At 67.0% G+C, this 16,581-nt stretch carries 15 protein-coding genes; 7 read left to right on the forward strand and 8 right to left on the reverse strand.

Translation table 11 applies throughout. The features are described 5' to 3' along the window. Positions 1 to 206: 206 nt before the first annotated feature. Entirely contained in the window at positions 207 to 1,118 is a 912-nt protein-coding gene (locus ACFFGH_RS17390) for a tetratricopeptide repeat protein (protein ID WP_386670561.1), read from the reverse strand. A gap of 119 nt (positions 1,119 to 1,237) precedes the next feature. On the opposite strand from ACFFGH_RS17390, the gene ACFFGH_RS17395 reads away from it, so the two are divergent. After that, on the forward strand, positions 1,238 to 2,185 hold the full coding sequence (locus ACFFGH_RS17395; RefSeq protein WP_386670563.1) for a DUF72 domain-containing protein: 948 nt from the start codon (positions 1,238 to 1,240) through the stop codon (positions 2,183 to 2,185). 194 nt (positions 2,186 to 2,379) lie between these two features. On the opposite strand, the gene ACFFGH_RS17400 is transcribed toward ACFFGH_RS17395, so the two are convergent. The 4 genes from ACFFGH_RS17400 to ACFFGH_RS17415 all read right to left on the reverse strand — a co-directional run bounded on the left by ACFFGH_RS17400 (position 2,380) and on the right by ACFFGH_RS17415 (position 8,800). Continuing rightward, positions 2,380 to 5,367: a PAS domain S-box protein gene (locus tag ACFFGH_RS17400; RefSeq protein WP_386670565.1), complete on the reverse strand. Its 2,988-nt coding sequence runs from the start codon at positions 5,365 to 5,367 to the stop codon at positions 2,380 to 2,382. Positions 5,368 to 5,637: 270 nt separating this feature from the next. Beyond that, positions 5,638 to 6,012: a response regulator gene (locus tag ACFFGH_RS17405; protein WP_386670567.1), complete on the reverse strand. Its 375-nt coding sequence runs from the start codon at positions 6,010 to 6,012 to the stop codon at positions 5,638 to 5,640. Continuing rightward, positions 6,009 to 7,556 (reverse strand): sensor histidine kinase, encoded by a 1,548-nt coding sequence (locus ACFFGH_RS17410; RefSeq protein ID WP_386670569.1) that lies wholly within the window; start codon positions 7,554 to 7,556, stop codon positions 6,009 to 6,011. Before ACFFGH_RS17410 ends, ACFFGH_RS17405 begins: the two co-directional genes overlap by 4 nt. 239 nt (positions 7,557 to 7,795) lie before the next feature. Continuing rightward, entirely contained in the window at positions 7,796 to 8,800 is a 1,005-nt protein-coding gene (locus tag ACFFGH_RS17415; protein ID WP_386670571.1) for a hypothetical protein, read from the reverse strand. Positions 8,801 to 8,856: 56 nt separating this feature from the next. Here ACFFGH_RS17415 and ACFFGH_RS17420 point away from each other — a divergent pair, with 56 nt between their 5' ends. Together ACFFGH_RS17420 and ACFFGH_RS17425 are read left to right on the forward strand one after the other, a co-directional pair. Next, positions 8,857 to 9,789, forward strand: coding sequence for a DUF389 domain-containing protein (locus ACFFGH_RS17420; RefSeq protein WP_386670573.1), 933 nt, complete (start codon positions 8,857 to 8,859; stop codon positions 9,787 to 9,789). Between the two features lie 107 nt (positions 9,790 to 9,896). Then, entirely contained in the window at positions 9,897 to 10,079 is a 183-nt protein-coding gene (locus ACFFGH_RS17425) for an oxidoreductase-like domain-containing protein (protein ID WP_386670575.1), read from the forward strand. A 145-nt stretch (positions 10,080 to 10,224) separates the two neighbouring features. On the opposite strand, the gene ACFFGH_RS17430 is transcribed toward ACFFGH_RS17425, so the two are convergent. Then, positions 10,225 to 10,536: a hypothetical protein gene (locus ACFFGH_RS17430; protein WP_386670576.1), complete on the reverse strand. Its 312-nt coding sequence runs from the start codon at positions 10,534 to 10,536 to the stop codon at positions 10,225 to 10,227. Positions 10,537 to 10,849: 313 nt separating this feature from the next. Between ACFFGH_RS17430 and ACFFGH_RS17435 the strand changes: the two genes are divergently transcribed. Both ACFFGH_RS17435 and ACFFGH_RS17440 read left to right on the forward strand, forming a co-directional pair. Next, the gene (locus tag ACFFGH_RS17435; RefSeq protein WP_386670577.1) at positions 10,850 to 12,913 is read left to right on the forward strand and encodes a S9 family peptidase; all 2,064 of its coding nucleotides are present in this window, start codon (positions 10,850 to 10,852) and stop codon (positions 12,911 to 12,913) included. 350 nt (positions 12,914 to 13,263) lie between these two features. Continuing rightward, positions 13,264 to 14,589 (forward strand): erythromycin esterase family protein, encoded by a 1,326-nt coding sequence (locus ACFFGH_RS17440; protein ID WP_386670579.1) that lies wholly within the window; start codon positions 13,264 to 13,266, stop codon positions 14,587 to 14,589. Between the two features lie 57 nt (positions 14,590 to 14,646). On the opposite strand, the gene ACFFGH_RS17445 is transcribed toward ACFFGH_RS17440, so the two are convergent. Then, complete coding sequence (locus ACFFGH_RS17445; RefSeq protein ID WP_386670580.1) at positions 14,647 to 14,922, reverse strand: hypothetical protein; 276 nt, start codon at positions 14,920 to 14,922, stop codon at positions 14,647 to 14,649. Positions 14,923 to 15,047: 125 nt separating this feature from the next. Next, positions 15,048 to 15,191, reverse strand: coding sequence for a hypothetical protein (locus tag ACFFGH_RS17450; RefSeq protein ID WP_386670582.1), 144 nt, complete (start codon positions 15,189 to 15,191; stop codon positions 15,048 to 15,050). A gap of 146 nt (positions 15,192 to 15,337) precedes the next feature. On the opposite strand from ACFFGH_RS17450, the gene ACFFGH_RS17455 reads away from it, so the two are divergent. Together ACFFGH_RS17455 and ACFFGH_RS17460 are read left to right on the forward strand one after the other, a co-directional pair. Beyond that, a complete protein-coding gene (locus ACFFGH_RS17455) occupies positions 15,338 to 15,838 on the forward strand; it encodes an RNA polymerase sigma factor (RefSeq protein ID WP_386670584.1) in 501 nt (166 codons plus the stop codon). Next, complete coding sequence (locus tag ACFFGH_RS17460) at positions 15,825 to 16,391, forward strand: hypothetical protein (RefSeq protein ID WP_386670586.1); 567 nt, start codon at positions 15,825 to 15,827, stop codon at positions 16,389 to 16,391. The genes ACFFGH_RS17455 and ACFFGH_RS17460 overlap by 14 nt, the downstream gene beginning before the upstream one ends. Positions 16,392 to 16,581: the final 190 nt, after the last annotated feature.

Consider the following 16,581-nt stretch of genomic DNA (forward strand, 5'->3'; position numbering starts at 1 on the left):
AGGGCTTGCAGCGTTTTGATGGGGTGGCGAAAAATTAACCAGACTGGGCCGGCGCCCCGTGAGCAAAGGGTCTCGCGTAGTTGTGCTTGTGCTTATCCCGACGGTTATCCACAGGGTGCGTGGAAAGGGTTCCACGGGATGTTCCACCGAGGAATCAGGCTGTCAGCCTGCTCGCGGCCGAGTCAATAGCGAACGGGTGGGCCGGATCATCCGTCGAAACCAGCCTCGAGCGCGCATTCGAACGTCTCGACCCGGCGGTCGGCGGTCTGCCATTGCTCGAGCAGGTAACGCACCGGGCCCTCTTCGAATGCGGCCAGGCCCAGGCGGCGGCGGTCCTTCCATTCCGGGTCCTCGACGACCTCGTGCTCGTCGTGTGCGCTGCCTTCGCTGCAGCCCTTGCAGATCATCCGCACCGAGTACGTCCAGTCCTCGCATTCGACACCGGCGCGCTCGCAGGCGGCCAGCAGCTCGCGCAGGTCCTGCTCGCAGGAGATCTGCACGTCCACCTGGAAGGTCGAGTACGGCGACGACTCGAACGGCTCGAGCACGTTGAACACCGACTTCTCGACCCCGTTGTGCATGCGCGTGCCGGTGCCTGCGCCGTCGTGTAGCACGATGTCGCCATAGGCGAAGCCGGACTCCGGGAACGGCACGCTGATGATCCGGGCGCGCACCGGGCAGATGCGCTGCGCCCAGACCACCTCCGCATCCTCGTGCGGATTCAGCCGCACCGGGTTGATGCCAAAGTCTCCCTCGATCGGGCCGTCGCCCTCGCCGACATCGATGCCGACCTGCTTCCAGGCGGCCCGCGCGGTGGTCCAGTCGCGCAGCGCGGTGGCTGCGATCGCCAGGTTCCACAGCGCGGCTTCGTGATCGGGGGCGAGCTCCGCGGCGCGCTTGTTGAAGCGCCGCGATTTTTCCCAGTCGCCGCGGTACTTGTAGATCAGCCCGACGTTGTAGTGCGTCATCGCGCGCGTGAAATCCAGCTCCAGTGCCTGCATGTACAGGCTCAGCGCGCGCTCCTCGTCACCGGCCTCGTCGGCTTCGTCGCCTTGTTGGTGAAGCGCTTCGGCCCGCAGTTGCTCGGCGGTGGGTTGGATTTCGGCGGCGTCGGACATGGAGCGTGGGCGTGGAGGTGGGCGCCCACGATAGAAGATGCCGCATGGCGATGCGATCACAGGCCGCGGCGTGAAGGCGGTCGACCTGCCCGTGATCCGCTACGGGATAGGCTCGGGCGATGGACAAGATCCGCATCGGCACCGCCAGCTGGACCGACCCCAGCCTCATCAAGTCGGGCCTGTTCTACCCCAAGGGCGTGAACTCGTCCGAAGAGCGCCTGCGCTTTTATGCAGCGAACTTCCCGATGGTCGAGGTGGACTCGAGCTATTACGCACTGCCGAGCTCGCGCAACGCCGAGCTGTGGGTCGAGCGTACGCCGGACGATTTCAACTTCAACATCAAGTCGTTCCGGTTGTTCACCGGACATCAGACACCAGCCAAGGCGCTGCCGAAGGACATCGCCGAGGCGCTGGCGCCGCATTTCGAGCAGAAGAAGAACATCTACTACAAGGACGTGCCCGACGAGCTGCGCGACGAGCTGTGGCGCGGCTACGAGCTGGGCATCCGGCCGCTGAGGGATGCGGGCAAGCTCACCGCCGTGCATTTCCAGTTCGCACCCTGGGTGACGCCATCGCCGGACTGGAAGCGCCACCTCGAGGAATGCGTCGGACGGCTCGGCGATTACCAGCTCGCGTTCGAGTTCCGTAACAAGGGCTGGTACGGGTCGAAGGACAAGGACGAGGAAACGCTTGCGATGGAACGCGACCTCGGTGTCGCACACGTGGTCGTCGACGAGCCGCAGACCGGCAAGGGCCACAACATTCCGCAGGTGTGGGGCGTCGCGTCGCCCGCGCTGGTGATCGTGCGCTTGCACGGCCGCAACCATGAGACCTGGGATGCGAAAGGCGCGAAGGCCGCGAGCGAGCGCTTCAACTACGACTATACCGACGACGAGCTCAAGGACCTGGGCAAGAAGATCCGCAAGATCGCGGTCGAGGCGCCGACCCAGGTCGTGTTCAACAACAACTACGAAGACCAGGGGCAACGCAACGCGAAGTCGCTGATGAAGATCCTGGGCAGCAAGGCGGAGCAGCGCGATGAAGGCTACGAGCCGACGCTGCTCTAGCTGATCACACCCGCGCCACGCCTGCCGGCGACGCGCGAGTGGCCGCTGATGACCGCATCGCAGTGCCGAGCGGCCATGTGTACGCCGATCGGTATCTGTTTCGACCCACTGTATTGCGCAGTCACCGCGCGCCGAGACAGCAGCCCGCGCGGCAACCGGGCGAGCGCTGCCGCGCGTGCGAAGCCCGCGCTCTATCAGCAGTCCAGGATCTCGAACTGCTCGGACGCCCTGCGTTTGGCGAGATACATCGCCTCGTCGGCGCGGCGCATCAGGCATTCGGCGTCGAATGCCGGGCCGTGCTGCACGGCAATGCCGATGCTGGGTTTGATGCTCAGGTGCTGGCCCTTGAACATGAGGCCGGCCTTCGCAGCATCGATGATCTTGCGCGCGATCACCGGCGGGTGGCCGTCGAGGTCGGACACCTGATCCAGCAGCACGACGAACTCGTCGCCCGCCAGTCGCGCCACCAGATCGTTCTTGCGCAGCGTCGATGTCAGCACCCGCGCGAACTCGCACAGCACCGCGTCGCCGGCCTCATGGCCGAACGTGTCGTTGGTCTGCTTGAAGCCGTCGAGGTCCAGGAACATCACCGCGGCAGGCACGCCGGCGCGGTTGGCCCGTGCCAGGCCGCGATCGAGCTCTTCCTTCCAGGCTGCGCGGTTCGGCAGCCCGGTCAGGTCGTCACGCAGTGCGCGGCTTTGCAGCACCTCCGCAAGCCGCTTGTGCGCGGTGACGTCCTGGATCAGCGCATAGAAGCCGGCCACCCCGTCATCGTGCCGATCCGGCACATAGGTCACCTGCGCATGGCGGATGCCCCCGCCCGGCAGCGGGTAGTCGCGTTCGAACTCGACCTGCTCGCCGGCGAACACGCGCTCGATATACGGCTGTGCCTGCTCGAAACGCGCCTGACCGACGATCTCGCGCATGTGCCGGCCTTCGACCGAATCGATCTCGAGCCCCAGCCACTCGTGATAGCCCTGGTTTGCGAACCGGTACCGCAGGTCCTTGTCGACGTAGGCGATCAGCGCCGGCACGTTGTCGGCCACCAGCCGCATCCTCGCTTCGCTGTCGCGTACGCGCTGCTCGGCTTCGAGCCGGGCGCTGATGTCGTGCAGGAACGCGGTGAACATCCGGCGGTCGCCGTGGCGCACTTCGCTGATCGTCAGCTCGACCGGGAATTCGCGGCCGCTGCGATGCATGGCCGGCAGCTGGATGCGCTGATCCAGCACGCGCCGCTCGCCGGAGGCGATAAAGCGCTGCATGCCCGACTGGTGTGCGTTGCGCATCGCCGGTGGCACGATGAGCGCGGCCATCGACTGGCCGATCGCTTCGCTGCGGCGCCATCCGAATGCGGCCTCGGCCGAGCGGTTCCACTCGATGATCCTGCCGGCCTCGTCGATCGCGATGAACGCATCATGCGAGTTCTCGAGGATGCTGCGCATGCGCGATTCGCTGTCGCGCATGCGCTCCTGCGCGGTGTGCTGCTCGGTCACGTCCTGGATCTGCGCCACGAAGTGCAGCGGACGTCCGCGTGCATCACGTACCAGTGATACCGACAGCAGTGCCCAGACCACCCGGCCGCGCTTGTGCAGGTAGCGCTTGTTGAGCTGGCCTCGCGTGCGATTGCCGTTGATCAACTCGCGTACCAGTTCATGACCGGCAGCCAGGTCATCCGGATGGGTCAGCTGCTGGAAATCGGTGACGAGCAATTCTTCACGGCTGTAGCCGAGGATCTGGCACAGCGATTCGTTGACTTCGAGCCAGCGACCTTCCAGCGACACGACCGCCATGCCCTGCGCGGCGGCCGCGAATGCACCGCTGAAGCGCTCGGATGCCAGGCGCGCGTCTTCCTGCGCAAGCAGCCGATCGGTGAGGTCGACCGCCATGCCAAGGTAGCCGGCCACCGTCCCGCATGCGTCCAGTACCGCGCTGACCGACAGCCGCACCTGGCGATGGCTGCCGTCCTTGCAGACGAACGTCCACTGCCGCGTTTCGGAGCGGCCGTCCTGCGTGCCGACCATGAAGTCGTCGAAGTTCTGCAGCGGCCGCCCGAGCTGGTCCTCAAGCTCACGCGCGCGCTCACTGACCTCGTCGGGCAGGTGGAACACGAGCGGTGTGTGCGTGCCGACGATCTCATCCGTGCGATAGCCCAGCAGCTGCTCGGCGCCCGGGTTGAACAGCGTGATCGTGCCGCTGCGGTCGGTGGCGATGATCGCCACATCCAGTGAGGCATCGACCAGCGCCTGCAGCCGGCGACGCTCGGTCGCAACCTGCTCGGTGGCGGCCTTGAGCTCGGTGATGTCGCGCATCGCGCAGACCGCGCCGAGCGATTCGCCGCCCGGCGGGCCCAGCGGGTCGGCATTGCACAGCACGGTGCGCGGCGGCTGGCCTTCGGCCTTGATTACCAGCTGCGCATCGCGCACGACCTCGCCCCTCCAGGCGCGCAGCAGCGGGATCGCGTCGGTTTCGAGCAGGTGCTCGCCTTTCGGGTCGTACAGGTCGAAATGCCGCGCCCACTGATCGGGCGGCAGGGCGCGCGGGTCAAGGCCGTGCCACTGCCGCGCTGCGCGGTTGAACTGGGCCAGAACGCCTTCGGCATTGCAGGTGACCACCCCGTCCGGCATCGCCTCGAGGATGCGCGCGAGTTCCTTACGGGTCGCCTGCGCGTCCAACCGGTCCTGCCTGGCCTCGAGCTGGCTGACGGCCTGGCGTGCGAGCCGGGTCAGGGCCTCGCGCTGCCCGGCGTCGAGCTTGCCGGGGCGGGCATCGGCCACGCACAGCGTGCCGTAGGCATGGCCGCCGCGACCGACCAGCGGCGCGCCGGCATAGAACCGGATCCGGGGCCCGTCGATCACGGCCGGGTGCGTGCAGAACTGCGGGTCGAGCAGGGTGTCGGGGATCTCGAGGATGGTCGACCCGAGGATGGTGTAGGCGCAGAAGGCCAGGTCACGCGGGGTCTGGCTGCCCTCCAGCCCACATTGGGCCTTGAACCACTGGCGGTCGCTATCGATCAGCGAGACCAGGCTGATCGAGGTGTTGCATGCCCTGGCAGCCAGCCACACGAGGTCATCGAAGATCGGCTCGGCCGGCGAATCCAGCACGCGCAAGTGCTTGAGCGCGGCCACGCGCTCGGCCTCGCTGTCCGGAAACGGAGCGGCTACGAAATCGACTGCTTCAGACACTGGTCCACCTTTTCCAGCCTCGCCCGTCATGCGACCGGCCCCCATGCACTGACCGGACGCGGCCTAACGGTGGGTACTGAGCCCGTCCTTCGCGCGCCGATGTGGTTTCGACCGAGCCTTTATCGGCCTGCGGCGCGGAACCTTGACTGGCTTCTCGCACGCGTTCGGCCGGTGATCACAGCGCTGGCGCGGTCGTTTCCTCCGCCTTCCCGGCAGTCGGGCGCCCCCCCTGGGGCTGCAGTGTCACGGCATGTGCAGCTGGACGCTCGCTCAGCGGTTCGCGGGCGCCTCGCCCAGCAGGGCCCTGACCGTATCGAGCAGCTGTTCGATCTCGAACGGTTTGCGCACCACGGCTGCAGCCCACGCCGGCGCATGGCCGCTCGCCGTGATGACCATCAGCGGTACCGTGTCCGCACCGGCGAGGTCGAGCTGAGCGAGCGTCTTCACGAATTGCCAGCCGTCCATGACCGGCATCTGCAGGTCCAGAACGATCAGGTCCGGCGCCGTGCCGCGTTCAACCAGCAGCTCGCAGGCCTGGTGCCCGTTCAAGGCCTGCTGCACCTTGCACCCTTCGGCTTCCAGCACGAGCGCCAGCGTCAGCAGCAGGTCGGCGTTGTCCTCGATGACGAGCACCTGCGCCGTCACGACCGCACACCCTCGAGCGGCAGCTCGACGATGAAGCAGGCGCCGGCGCCGGGTTCGCTTTCGACACGGATCGTGCCGCCATGGGCCTGCACGATGTCGCGCGTGATCGACAGGCCCAATCCCATCCCGCTGCCGTCGCGCGTCGGGCCCAGGCGTTCGAACCGCTCGAAGATCCGCGTCTGGTCCGCAACCGACAGGCCGGGGCCGCTGTCGCGGACGCTGACCCGCGCGATGCGTTCGACCTGCTCGACCTTCAGCGTGATCGCACCGCCGCAGGCATGGCGCACTGCATTCATCAGCAGGTTGTCGATGACCTGGCCGATGCGGACCGGGTCCCAATGCCCGATTACCGAGGCCGGCGCATCCACACCGAGCGTGCATGGCTTGTCCGCGAGCGCCGGTGCCGCGCGATCGGCCGATTCGCGCGCCAGCGCCGCAAGGTCGACCTGGCTGGCCTGCAGCTTGAGCCGGCCCGAATCGATCAGGCTCACGTCGAGCAGGCGGTCCACCAGCGACACGACCACGGCCACGTTCCTCTCGAGCATCGCGAGCACGGGGCCGGTCACCATGACCTGCTGGTCAGCCGCGCCCGAGACCCGCCTGCGCAACAGGTCCATGTTGAGCTTGAGCACCGACAGCGGTGTGCGCAGCTCGTGGCCCACGGCAGCGAGGAAATCATCGCGGGCCGTGAGCAGGCCGCGCAGTTGGCCTTGGTAGTGCTCGATACGCCCGAGCGTGCGTCGCGTGATGACCCACACCGCCGCACCGGCCAGCACGCTTGCGCCGATCACCACCGCGAGCACGGCAAGGACACGGCGTGCCGCCTCATCGACGGAGTCCTGGGCCCGCTCGAACAGTGCCTGTTTTCGCTGTGTAGACGCCTCGAGCTGAGCCTGCAGCCGCTCGGTCAACGGAGCGACCTCCTGCTCGAACACGACCTGCGCCTCGGTCGGCGACGATGTCCCCATGAGACGAAGCACAGCCTGCCAATGCAATTCCTTGAGCCGGACCGTGTCGGCGAGCATCCTGCGCCCGGTCGGGGTAACGCTGCGTGCCGCCAGCGACCGGGCAATGCGAAGGAATTCGAGATGGGCCGCCTTGACAGTCGCGGCGTACTTCGGGTCGCGCGTGAGCACATACGCGCGGTCGGCCGCGACCATGCGCTGGGTCTCGATCCGCAGTTCCTGCACCTGGTACAGGTCGTCGGCATGATCGCCGACCGCCGAGCGTGTGAGGTTGAGCAGGTACATCACGCCAACCATCGCCAGGCTTGCCGTCACCAGCAGCGCCACCAGCACGAGCCCGACCGAGCGCCGGATGCGCGTGGCGAACGCATCACCGCTGCCGGCGACCGGAGGCGGTGGTGTTCGCTCGTTCGGTGGATGATTGCGCATTTCGACTAAGTACTGCCCGGCCAGCCAGCTTAATTGCTTTAACAGCTGCGCCGGAATGCGCGATGAAAAGCCGCCAGAAGCAACGGCAGAGCAGAAGGGCCGGGTCCGTCTTCCGCGAACGCGATGACGCGCCGGTAACTGGCTCTGCAACCACCGGCCGCCTGCATTCGTCGGGACCGAGGCAGCCGTGCTCAGCCACGACCGCGCTGCATGACGTGTAAGAAAAAGGCCCCGCAGTGCGGGGCCTTTTTCATGTGCCGGAACAGCTCGGGATCCGTCGGTGAACGCACCGCCCACGGCCCGTCGCGAACGCCAATCACCTCATGAGCAGAAACAATGCCGTGAGGCCAGCAACACGGGACGCGTATCTCGAGCGTAAGCCAGTGCGGTCAGACCGAGCAGGTGCAACCCAGCGTGGTCCGGATCGCGCGCGCCTGCATCTCGAGTGCCGCCGCTTCCCAGTCGGTGATGCGGCCGGCGACTGCTTCCTGTTCGGTTCGCAGGATGAAGGTACGCAGCGGCGAGCAGGCCTTCTTGTCGTTGCTCGTGTAGCTGTCGTAGAGGTAGGTGCGCGCGCTCGACAGCGGCGGCTTGAGCTGGTCGACGCTCGCGGCTGGCAGGCCCAGCGCGGTCAGCGAGGACAGCAGGTTGTCGACGCCGGCCTTCGTCTTGCCGGTGTAGATGAAGCCGGCGATGTCGATGATGATCGTGCCGGTCGACAGGCGGAAGCCGGCGATGCCGGTGTTGAGCCCCAGCGGCTCGGTGCTGCGCGCTTCGAACTGACCGGACAGCGTGCAGGTGCCGTGCGGCGGCAGGAGGTGATAGGTGCCGTTCGAGCACCACCAGGTGAATTCATACGGCCCGTCCCAGCCCATGCCGTACACGTCGATCGGCGAGCCGGTGTTGTTCTTGAACGTCACCGTCATCCACTTCGATTCGCCACCGGCACGCACCGGCTCGTACTCCAGGAACGTGGTGGAGGCAGTGACAGGCTCTGCAGCGTGGGCACTCAGCGATGCGAGCGCCAGGAAGGCGGCGGCGATCAGGCTTTTCATGGGGAGGGGCTTCCGGTTGGTAGGGGAGTCGCCAGGCGTCATGCGCAGGCGGCGCACCGGCAGCACAAAACAAGGCGCAGTGGGCCTTGCAGAGGCCGCGTACTGCGCACGCTGCGCGCTGCCGAGTGCGCTGCAAATGTAGGGCGGAGAGGTTCCGCGCAGGTTCAGGGCGCGTGGAGAACGCAGTTGCAAATCTGCAACTGATAATGCTCGCGCTTTAACGGTCGCGGCGCCGGAAACCGGCGGAGTCACGTGGCCGAGCCAGTCGGCCCTATCGCCGATGGGCTGAGGTGTCGAACACGCTTCCAGACCTTGCCTGCGTGCGTTGCCGCCTGCCACAGCACAAGAGGTTCACCCGCGCACTGGCCCAATCAGGTGTCTGGAGGAGAAGCCGCATGCCACGAACCGTCGAGATCAGCCTACCGGGCGAACGCACCAAGGAATTGCTGGACCGCCTGCGCACGATCAAGGATGTCATCGGCATCCGCGTGCAGCAGGGCGTCTCGGTGAAGCCGCCGGGCGACGTCGTCGCCGTCACGCTTACCGACCGTTCGCTGCCATCGCTGATGGAACTGCTCGATCGCCTCGACCTGACCACGGGCAACGAGTCGTCGATCAGCACCAGCCGCCCCGACAGCATCATCTCGCGCCCCGACCGCATCCCGATCTCGCACGACCACAGTCGCGCCAGCTGGGAGGAACTGGAAAGCCTGCTCAATCACGAAAGCGCGATGAGCATCAGCTCGATGGCGAACATGGCGATTGCCGGGGCGATCGCGGCGATCGGCATCCTGACTAACAGCCTGCATGTCGTCATCGGCGCGATGGTGATTGCGCCGGGCTTCGACCCGGTCGCGCGGATTTCGCTCGGCCTCATCAGCGGCTGCCTGGCCTGGCATCGCGGCGTGATCGACACGCTTAAGGGATACCTGGCGCTGATCGCAGGCGCAGCGATCGGCACATGGGCCATGGCACTGCTCGGCCACACGCCCTCGAAGCCCAAGAGCACCTATTTCTCGGGCACTGCGCTGCTCGATTACTGGACCGGCATGACCGCGTCGTCGCTGCTGGTCAGCGCCACGGCCGCGATCGCCGGCGGCATCCTGCTGGTGAAGATGCGATCGACGCTGACCTCGGGCGTGATGATCGCGCTCGCACTGATCCCGGCCGCCACGCTGATCGGCATGGGTGCAGCCAGCGGGCGCCTGGACCTCGCTGGTACAGGTGCACTGCGGCTGGTGGTCGAGATGGTGATCGTCGCGCTGATGACGCTGTTCGTGTTCGCGCTCAAGCGCTGGCGGGTCGAGCAGCGGCGGTCGTCGATGTGACCGCTTCGCCAGGCGAGGCTGCGCTTAATGACCCACTTTCGACGCAAGTTTGCGCGCGATACAAGCGCGGCTCTTGAAACCGGAGCTGTGACCCGGATCATGCCCGCGTGAGCCTTTCAACCGATCCGCGCCCGATACCGCCGGAAAAACCACTTCCCACCGACTGTTGCGGCAGTGGCTGCACGGTGTGCGTCAACGATGCCTATGCCGAGGAACTGGAGTATTACGAGGCGCGGCTGGCGGCGTGGCGTGCGCGGCATCCGGATGAGGATGCGAGCGAGGCGGGATGACCGGCATCGGGCAGGGCTTGGTGTGTACGACGGCGTATTCGTCGCTGGCTTAGCATGCAGGCTGCATCGATCCGAGGCCGCACCGACGCGGGCAGGCGCACTCGACGCGATCACGCACTTGGCGGTTTCGACCGCTCCCGTATGGCTAACCGGCCTGCGATTCGTGGCTGGCTTGCGCGTAGGCGGAGTCGAACAGAGGCGGCCTTGCAGACAGCGCGCGTGAGGTGATTGCCCGCAGCACGGGTTGCACATCGGTGGGCTGCGCGACAGCGGGGCCACCTCGGGTCAGCAGCGACACCAGCTCGTCGCTCAACAGCGCGGCCGGGACGCATCCGTCGCCGATGTGGTGCAGCGCGCCGATCCGCAACAGGTCGTCGGACACCACCGTGTCGGCGGTGACCACGACAAGCGCGCCATCCTGAGTCGCGAAAACCTTTACTTCCATGGTGCTATCCAATCGCGCATCACAGCCCGTTCGATTCGGACAAGACGCCAGACGCGGGACCGTAGCAGCGCCTCGCTGAACACTTCACAGATGACGGTCGAGCTTGGCTCGTACGGCCCCGCAGGACGCGGTTCGGCCGAGGCGATGGCGCTGCGGTCGAGCTTGGCGCCGTTAAAAAACGCGTCTAACCGCATCCGCACTACGGTTCCGCGATGGCGCTGCAGGTGACCAATGGCCCCGTGGAGGTCGCGCGGTTCCATGGTTTACTCCCGGTCGGCCGCGCCCAATGACGGGTCGTGGTGTCACCGCATCCATGGAGACCCGCATGCACGACAAGCTCATTCCTGCCGCCGGACTGGCGCTCGCCCTGTCGATGTCCGCCGCGCTCGCCCAGACCGGCCCGACCGCGGCCGAACGGATTGCCGATGTCGAACTGATCCCGCGCGAGGCGCTGTTCGGCAATCCCGAGCGCGCGATGGTGATGATCAGCCCGGACGGCAAGTACCTGAGCTGGGTGGCGCCGGTCGATGGCGTGATGAATGTCTGGGTCGCGCCCGTGGACGATCCGTCGAAGGCGCGCGCGGTCACGCAGGACACGGCACGCGGCATCCGCAACCACTTCTGGTCCTACCAGCCCGACACGCTGCTGTACCTGCGCGACACCGGCGGCGACGAGGACTTCCATCTTTTCAGCGTGGATCTCAAGACCGGCAAGTCGACCGACCTCACGCCGTTTCCGAAGACCACCGCGCAGGTCGTCGGCATCAGCCACACCCAGCCGGGCACGGTGCTGGTCGGCATGAACGACCGCGACCCGAAGTGGCACGACCTGTACCGCGTCGACCTCGCCACCGGCAAGCGCACGATTGTCGAGAAAAACGACGACCAGATCGGCCGCTACCTCGTCGATGACGGCTACCAGATCCGCTATGCGACGCGTTCGAAGCCCGATGGCGGCTCGGAGATCCTCAAGCCCGACGGCAAGGGCGGCTGGACGACGTATTCGGAAATCCCGTTCGAGGATTCGCTGACCACGCAGCCGGCCGGGCTGACTACCGACGGCAAGACGCTGTACATGCTCGATTCGCGTGACCGCAACACCGCTGCGCTGTATGCGGTCGATGTCGCCAGCGGCGAGCGCAAGCTCGTGTTCGAAGATGCGCGCGCCGACATCGGCAATGCGCTTGCGCATCCGAAGACGAAGCAGGTGCAGGCGGCTGCGGTCGATTACCTGCGCGAGCAATGGAAGCCGATCGACCCGGCGATTGCCGACGACCTCAAGAAGCTCGAAGCGATTGGGCCGGGCGAGGTCGGCGTCAATGCGCGCACGCTCGACGACAAGACCTGGATCGTCGCCTATTCGGCGGCCGAGGCCCCGGTCGTGTACTACCGCTACGACCGCGCCAATGGCGGCAAACTGACCAAGCTGTTCTCCGCGCGGCCTGCGCTGGATGACAAGCCGCTGGTGCCGCAGTGGCCGCAGGAGATCAAGTCGCGCGACGGCAAGACGCTCGTCAGCTACCTCACGCTGCCCAGGAGTGCGGACCCCGACAACGACGGCAAGGCCGACACCGCGGTGCCGATGGTGCTGCTGGTGCACGGCGGCCCGTGGGCGCGCGACAGCTATGGCTACAGCAGCTATGCGCAATGGCTGGCGAACCGCGGATACGCGGTGCTGTCGGTGAACTTCCGCGGCTCGACCGGCTTTGGCAAGGAGTTCACGAATGCCGGCAATGGCGAGTGGGCCGGCAAGATGCACGACGACCTGCTCGATGCCGTGCAGTGGGCGGTCGATCAGGGCATCACGACGAAGGACCAGGTTGCGATCATGGGCGGCAGCTACGGCGGCTACGCAACGCTCGCCGGTTTGACGTTCACGCCCGATGCGTTCGCCTGCGGCGTCGACATCGTCGGGCCGTCCAACCTCAACACGCTGCTTTCGACCGTGCCGCCGTACTGGGCCAGCTTCTACGAGCAGCTCGCCAAGCGCATGGGCGATCCGCGCACCGAGGAAGGCAAGAAGTGGCTGACCGAGCGTTCGCCGCTCACGCATGCCAGCAAGATCAAAAAGCCGCTGCTGATCGGGCAGGGCGCGAACGATCCGCGCGTGAAGCAGGCCGAGTCCGACCAGATCGTGCAGGCGATGCAGAAAAACAGCATCCCGGTGACGTACGTGCTGTTTCCGGATGAGGGCCACGGCTTCGCGCGTCCGGAAAACAGCAAGGCGTTCAACGCGGTGGCCGAAGGATTCCTGAGCCAGTGCCTGGGCGGTCGCGCCGAGCCGATCGGCTCGTTCGCGGGCTCGAGCATCAGCGTGCCGACCGGCGCCGACCGCGTGCCCGGCCTGGCCGACGCGCTCAAGGGCCATACGCCCGACGTGAAGAAATAAGCGTCCAGCGGTGCCATGCAGCGGACGGCTGAGTGGCCGTCCGCTGCATTGGCCCTGTTTGAACTTCGAAGCACAGTTGCTGCGACGCGGCGGCGGGCCGGGCCGTCGTCGCGGCACTTTGGAAGAGGGCCGCCCCCATTTCCTCAGCCAGCGCATCCGCTGGTGCCGCAGCGCAGCGGCCTTGCCGACCTGGACAGGAAGGCCGGGCATTCGGATATAGCCAGCACCGCCCCGCGCGCAGCATGGCTGCGTCCTGAACACAGCGGTTCGACGTTACGGCCGGTGTCGCGAGTCGATCACTGCCGCGCCCCTAGCGTGCCGCGCACATGTGACTGTGCGCACGGGGCCCCATGGCGACGCCCGCTTCCACCACACTCAAGCACGGCGTGCGAACGGCCGCGTTGCTGCTGGCCGGCGGCGCCGGCGACTTCGATCCATTGCTCGAACGCATCGGCGATGCCCGGGTGGTGCTGATCGGCGAGGCCTCGCATGGCACCGAGGACTTCTACGACCTGCGTGCGGACATCACGCGACGATTGATCGAGGAGAAGGGCTTCACCGCAGTCGCGGTCGAGGCGGACTGGCCCGATGCCGACCGCGTGAACCGCTACGTGCGCGGCCGCTCGACCGATGCCACCGGGCAGGCCGCACTGGCGGACTTCCAGCGCTTTCCGACCTGGATGTGGCGCAATACCGAGGTGCTGGAGTTCACCGAGTGGTTGCGCCGCCACAACGCCACGGCCGGTGCGAAGGGGCAGACCGGTTTCTACGGGCTTGATCTGTACAGCCTGCACCCGTCGATCGACGCCGTGCTTGCGTATCTGCGCCAGACCGACCCCGATGCGGCGCGGCGTGCGAGCCGGCGTTACGGCTGTTTCAGCCGCTACCGCGATAGCCCCGAGAGCTACGGCCAGATCGTGAGCTTCGGCGAGGGCCGATCGTGCAAGGCCCAGGCCGTCGAGCAGCTGCGTGAACTCGAACGTCGCACGGCGCCTGCGGGCCAGTCCGCCGATGAGCTGTTCTCGGCGCAGCAGAACGCGCGCGTGGTGGTCAATGCCGAACGCTACTACCGCACCATGCTCAGCCCCGGGCATTCATCGTGGAACCTCCGCGACACTCACATGATGCAGACGCTGCAAAGCCTCATGCAGCGTCCTGAAAACGGGCGACCTACCAAGGTCGTGGTTTGGGCGCACAACTCGCACGTGGGCGATGCGCGTGCCACCGAGCTGGGCCCGCAGGGACAGATCAACCTCGGCCAGCTGGCGCGTCAGCACTATCCGAACGACGCGGTGCTGGTGGGCTTCAGCACCTACCAGGGCACGGTGACCGCCGCATCACGATGGGACGGTGCCGCGCAGACAAAACGCGTGCGGCCCGGCCTGCCCGGCAGCTATGAGGCACTGCTTCACGACGTGGGCCTACCGGCATTCCAGCTTCGACTCGACAACCCGAAGCTGGTCGGGCTCGAGGCGCCACGTCTTCAGCGCGCGATCGGCGTGCTGTATCTGCCCGAGACCGAACGCGCGAGCCACTACTTCAACGCATCGCTGACGCGCCAGTTCGACTGGATGATCCACATCGACACGACGAAGGCGGTGCAGCCGCTCGCACGTCAGTGCGAAGCCCGCGCACCGCGTGACGTCAGGCCGCGCAGCGTCGTTCCCGCGGATTGAAGCGCCAGTAGACAAACCTCGCGCGTCGCGGTGCGTCGCAAACGCCGCGCGAACCGCTCAACCGCCTCCCCGTAGCAGCCTTGCCAGAAGCTCACGCCGTGCGCTGTAGGCACTGATGCCGAATACCAGCGCCGTGACCCAGACCAGCCCTTCCGTCGTCAGCGCGGCGAGCGTCGTCAGCACGACCATCGGCCCAGTGCCCGCCTGCACGGCAATGCCGATGCCGAGCGCGACCCAGGACAGCAGGCAGGCCGCACCCGCGAGGTATATCCACTTCCACTTCCGGCCGCCGGGGACTGCAGTTGCGGGCTGGTGCTCGTTTGTCGTGCTCATGGTGCGGTCTCGTGGCGGCATGGTGGCCGCGCTCTTGTGTGGTGGTCGGGTTCGGGTTCGCGGCCGCTTCGATCAGGCCGGGCCGGTGAGGGATAAGCGGTGTCGATCGCGCTGTGGCGCGGCGGCTAGCCGGCGTGCACGCGCAAGCCGCGCCCCACGTCGCCGATGCGGACGTTGTCAACGGCCGTAATCGATACGGGCGCGGCGGCGAAGGCGGGCAGGCTGGCAACGGCTGCCGCCAGCAGGGAGAGCGTGTGCAGATGTCGCATGGTCGGCTCGCAGGTGCTTGCGGATGTGATGTCCTATCAGTCGCCTGCTGCGCCCGATTTCTTACGCCTGCCGTCTGATGAGTTCGGCTGTAAGAAAGCGGCCGTCTTAAGCGACTCATGTTGAAGTCATCCTTGCGCGCTGCCGAATGCATCCACTCTGGTCCCAGGTCGAAGTGCTCCAACCGCGGATCTGGCGCGCCGTCTGCGGGTACGAGCTCAATCCGGCCCTGCGCGAGGAACTGTTCCAGGACGTGCTGCTCGCGGTCTGTAAAAGCCTGCCGCGGCTGGCGGAGCCCGGCCGGCTGCTGCCGTTCGTGCTGCGCATCGCGCACAACCTGGGCGCCAGCCACGTGCGCTCGGCGACGCGTTATCCGGCCCCGCTGCCGCTGGATGACGAAGCCGAAGGCGTGCCGGACCGCTCCGCCCACGACCCGGCGGCCGCGCGGTCGAGGTGGCTGTTCGAGGCGTTGGCGACGTTGCCGGTCGGCCTGAGGCAGGTGCTGATGCTGCAGCTCGAGGGATTCGAGTATCAGGAGATCGCCGCGATGCTAGGTATCTCGGTGCAGAACGTAGGCGTTCGCGTGCATCGCGCGAAGGAACGGCTGAGGGCGATGTCCCTCGAGGAGGGCTCCAGTGAACTTCGATGACATGCTCCGTGACGCCTGGCATCACGAAGCGCCGCACCCGCGATTGGCCGACCTGACCGCACGCGTGCTTCGCCAGCAGCGCCTGCGCCATGCCCAGCGGATCGGCGAGGTCGCGTTGACCCTAGCTGCCGCGCTGGTCTTTGCTCGCGCGTTCGCATCGGGCGCTGCGGGGCCCGGGCATTGGCTGCTGCTGCCGTTCTTCGTGGTGTTCCTTCCGGTGGCCTGGGTCTTTGCGCTGCGCTCGCGCGACGGTCGCAACGCCGTGGTTGCCGAGTCCATGCACGACTACGCACGACTGCGGCTCGCGCAGCTTCGGCTCGGGCTGCGGGACCTCTCGCTGGCGCGGACGGCAGCGGTCTGCCTGCTGGGTTACGCGACGGTCGCGGTCGTGGCGGCCGGGTGGATCGGTGCGCCGGAGTGGCGGTCCGGTGCAGTGGCGCTGCTGGCCTATGCATCGGCCTGGGCTGCCGGCACCTGGTGGCTGAGCCGGCGGCTGCGAGCACGCTGGGTTGCCGAGTACCGCTCCGTGCGGCGCCTGCTTTCGGAGCCCTGAGGCTCGATATTCCGCCGATCGTTACAGGGCTACGCCGGTCACGGCCGTCTTTGCGCTCGGTGGCGGCCCACGGCCGGCGCCGCATATGGCAGCCACGGCCGCATGCGGCGGCAGGCATGCGCCGCCTTTTGCCCCGTCGGGCGCCTCGCCCGGCCGCCGCGCGCCTTCGACCGCGCCTGCGGCATGATCG

It is taken from the genome of Lysobacter korlensis (assembly GCF_042434515.1).

Excerpts from the sequence above, each read along its gene's own strand:
- ACFFGH_RS17450 (WP_386670582.1), bottom strand. The coding sequence starts at position 15,191 with ATGCGACATCTGCACACGCTCTCCCTGCTGGCGGCAGCCGTTGCCAGC.
- ACFFGH_RS17390 (WP_386670561.1), bottom strand. The coding sequence starts at position 1,118 with ATGTCCGACGCCGCCGAAATCCAACCCACCGCCGAGCAACTGCGGGCC.
- ACFFGH_RS17420 (WP_386670573.1), top strand. The coding sequence starts at position 8,857 with ATGCCACGAACCGTCGAGATCAGCCTACCGGGCGAACGCACCAAGGAA.
- ACFFGH_RS17435 (WP_386670577.1), top strand. The coding sequence starts at position 10,850 with ATGCACGACAAGCTCATTCCTGCCGCCGGACTGGCGCTCGCCCTGTCG.
- ACFFGH_RS17455 (WP_386670584.1), top strand. The coding sequence starts at position 15,338 with ATGCATCCACTCTGGTCCCAGGTCGAAGTGCTCCAACCGCGGATCTGG.
- ACFFGH_RS17440 (WP_386670579.1), top strand. The coding sequence starts at position 13,264 with ATGGCGACGCCCGCTTCCACCACACTCAAGCACGGCGTGCGAACGGCC.
- ACFFGH_RS17395 (WP_386670563.1), top strand. The coding sequence starts at position 1,238 with ATGGACAAGATCCGCATCGGCACCGCCAGCTGGACCGACCCCAGCCTC.
- ACFFGH_RS17445 (WP_386670580.1), bottom strand. The coding sequence starts at position 14,922 with ATGAGCACGACAAACGAGCACCAGCCCGCAACTGCAGTCCCCGGCGGC.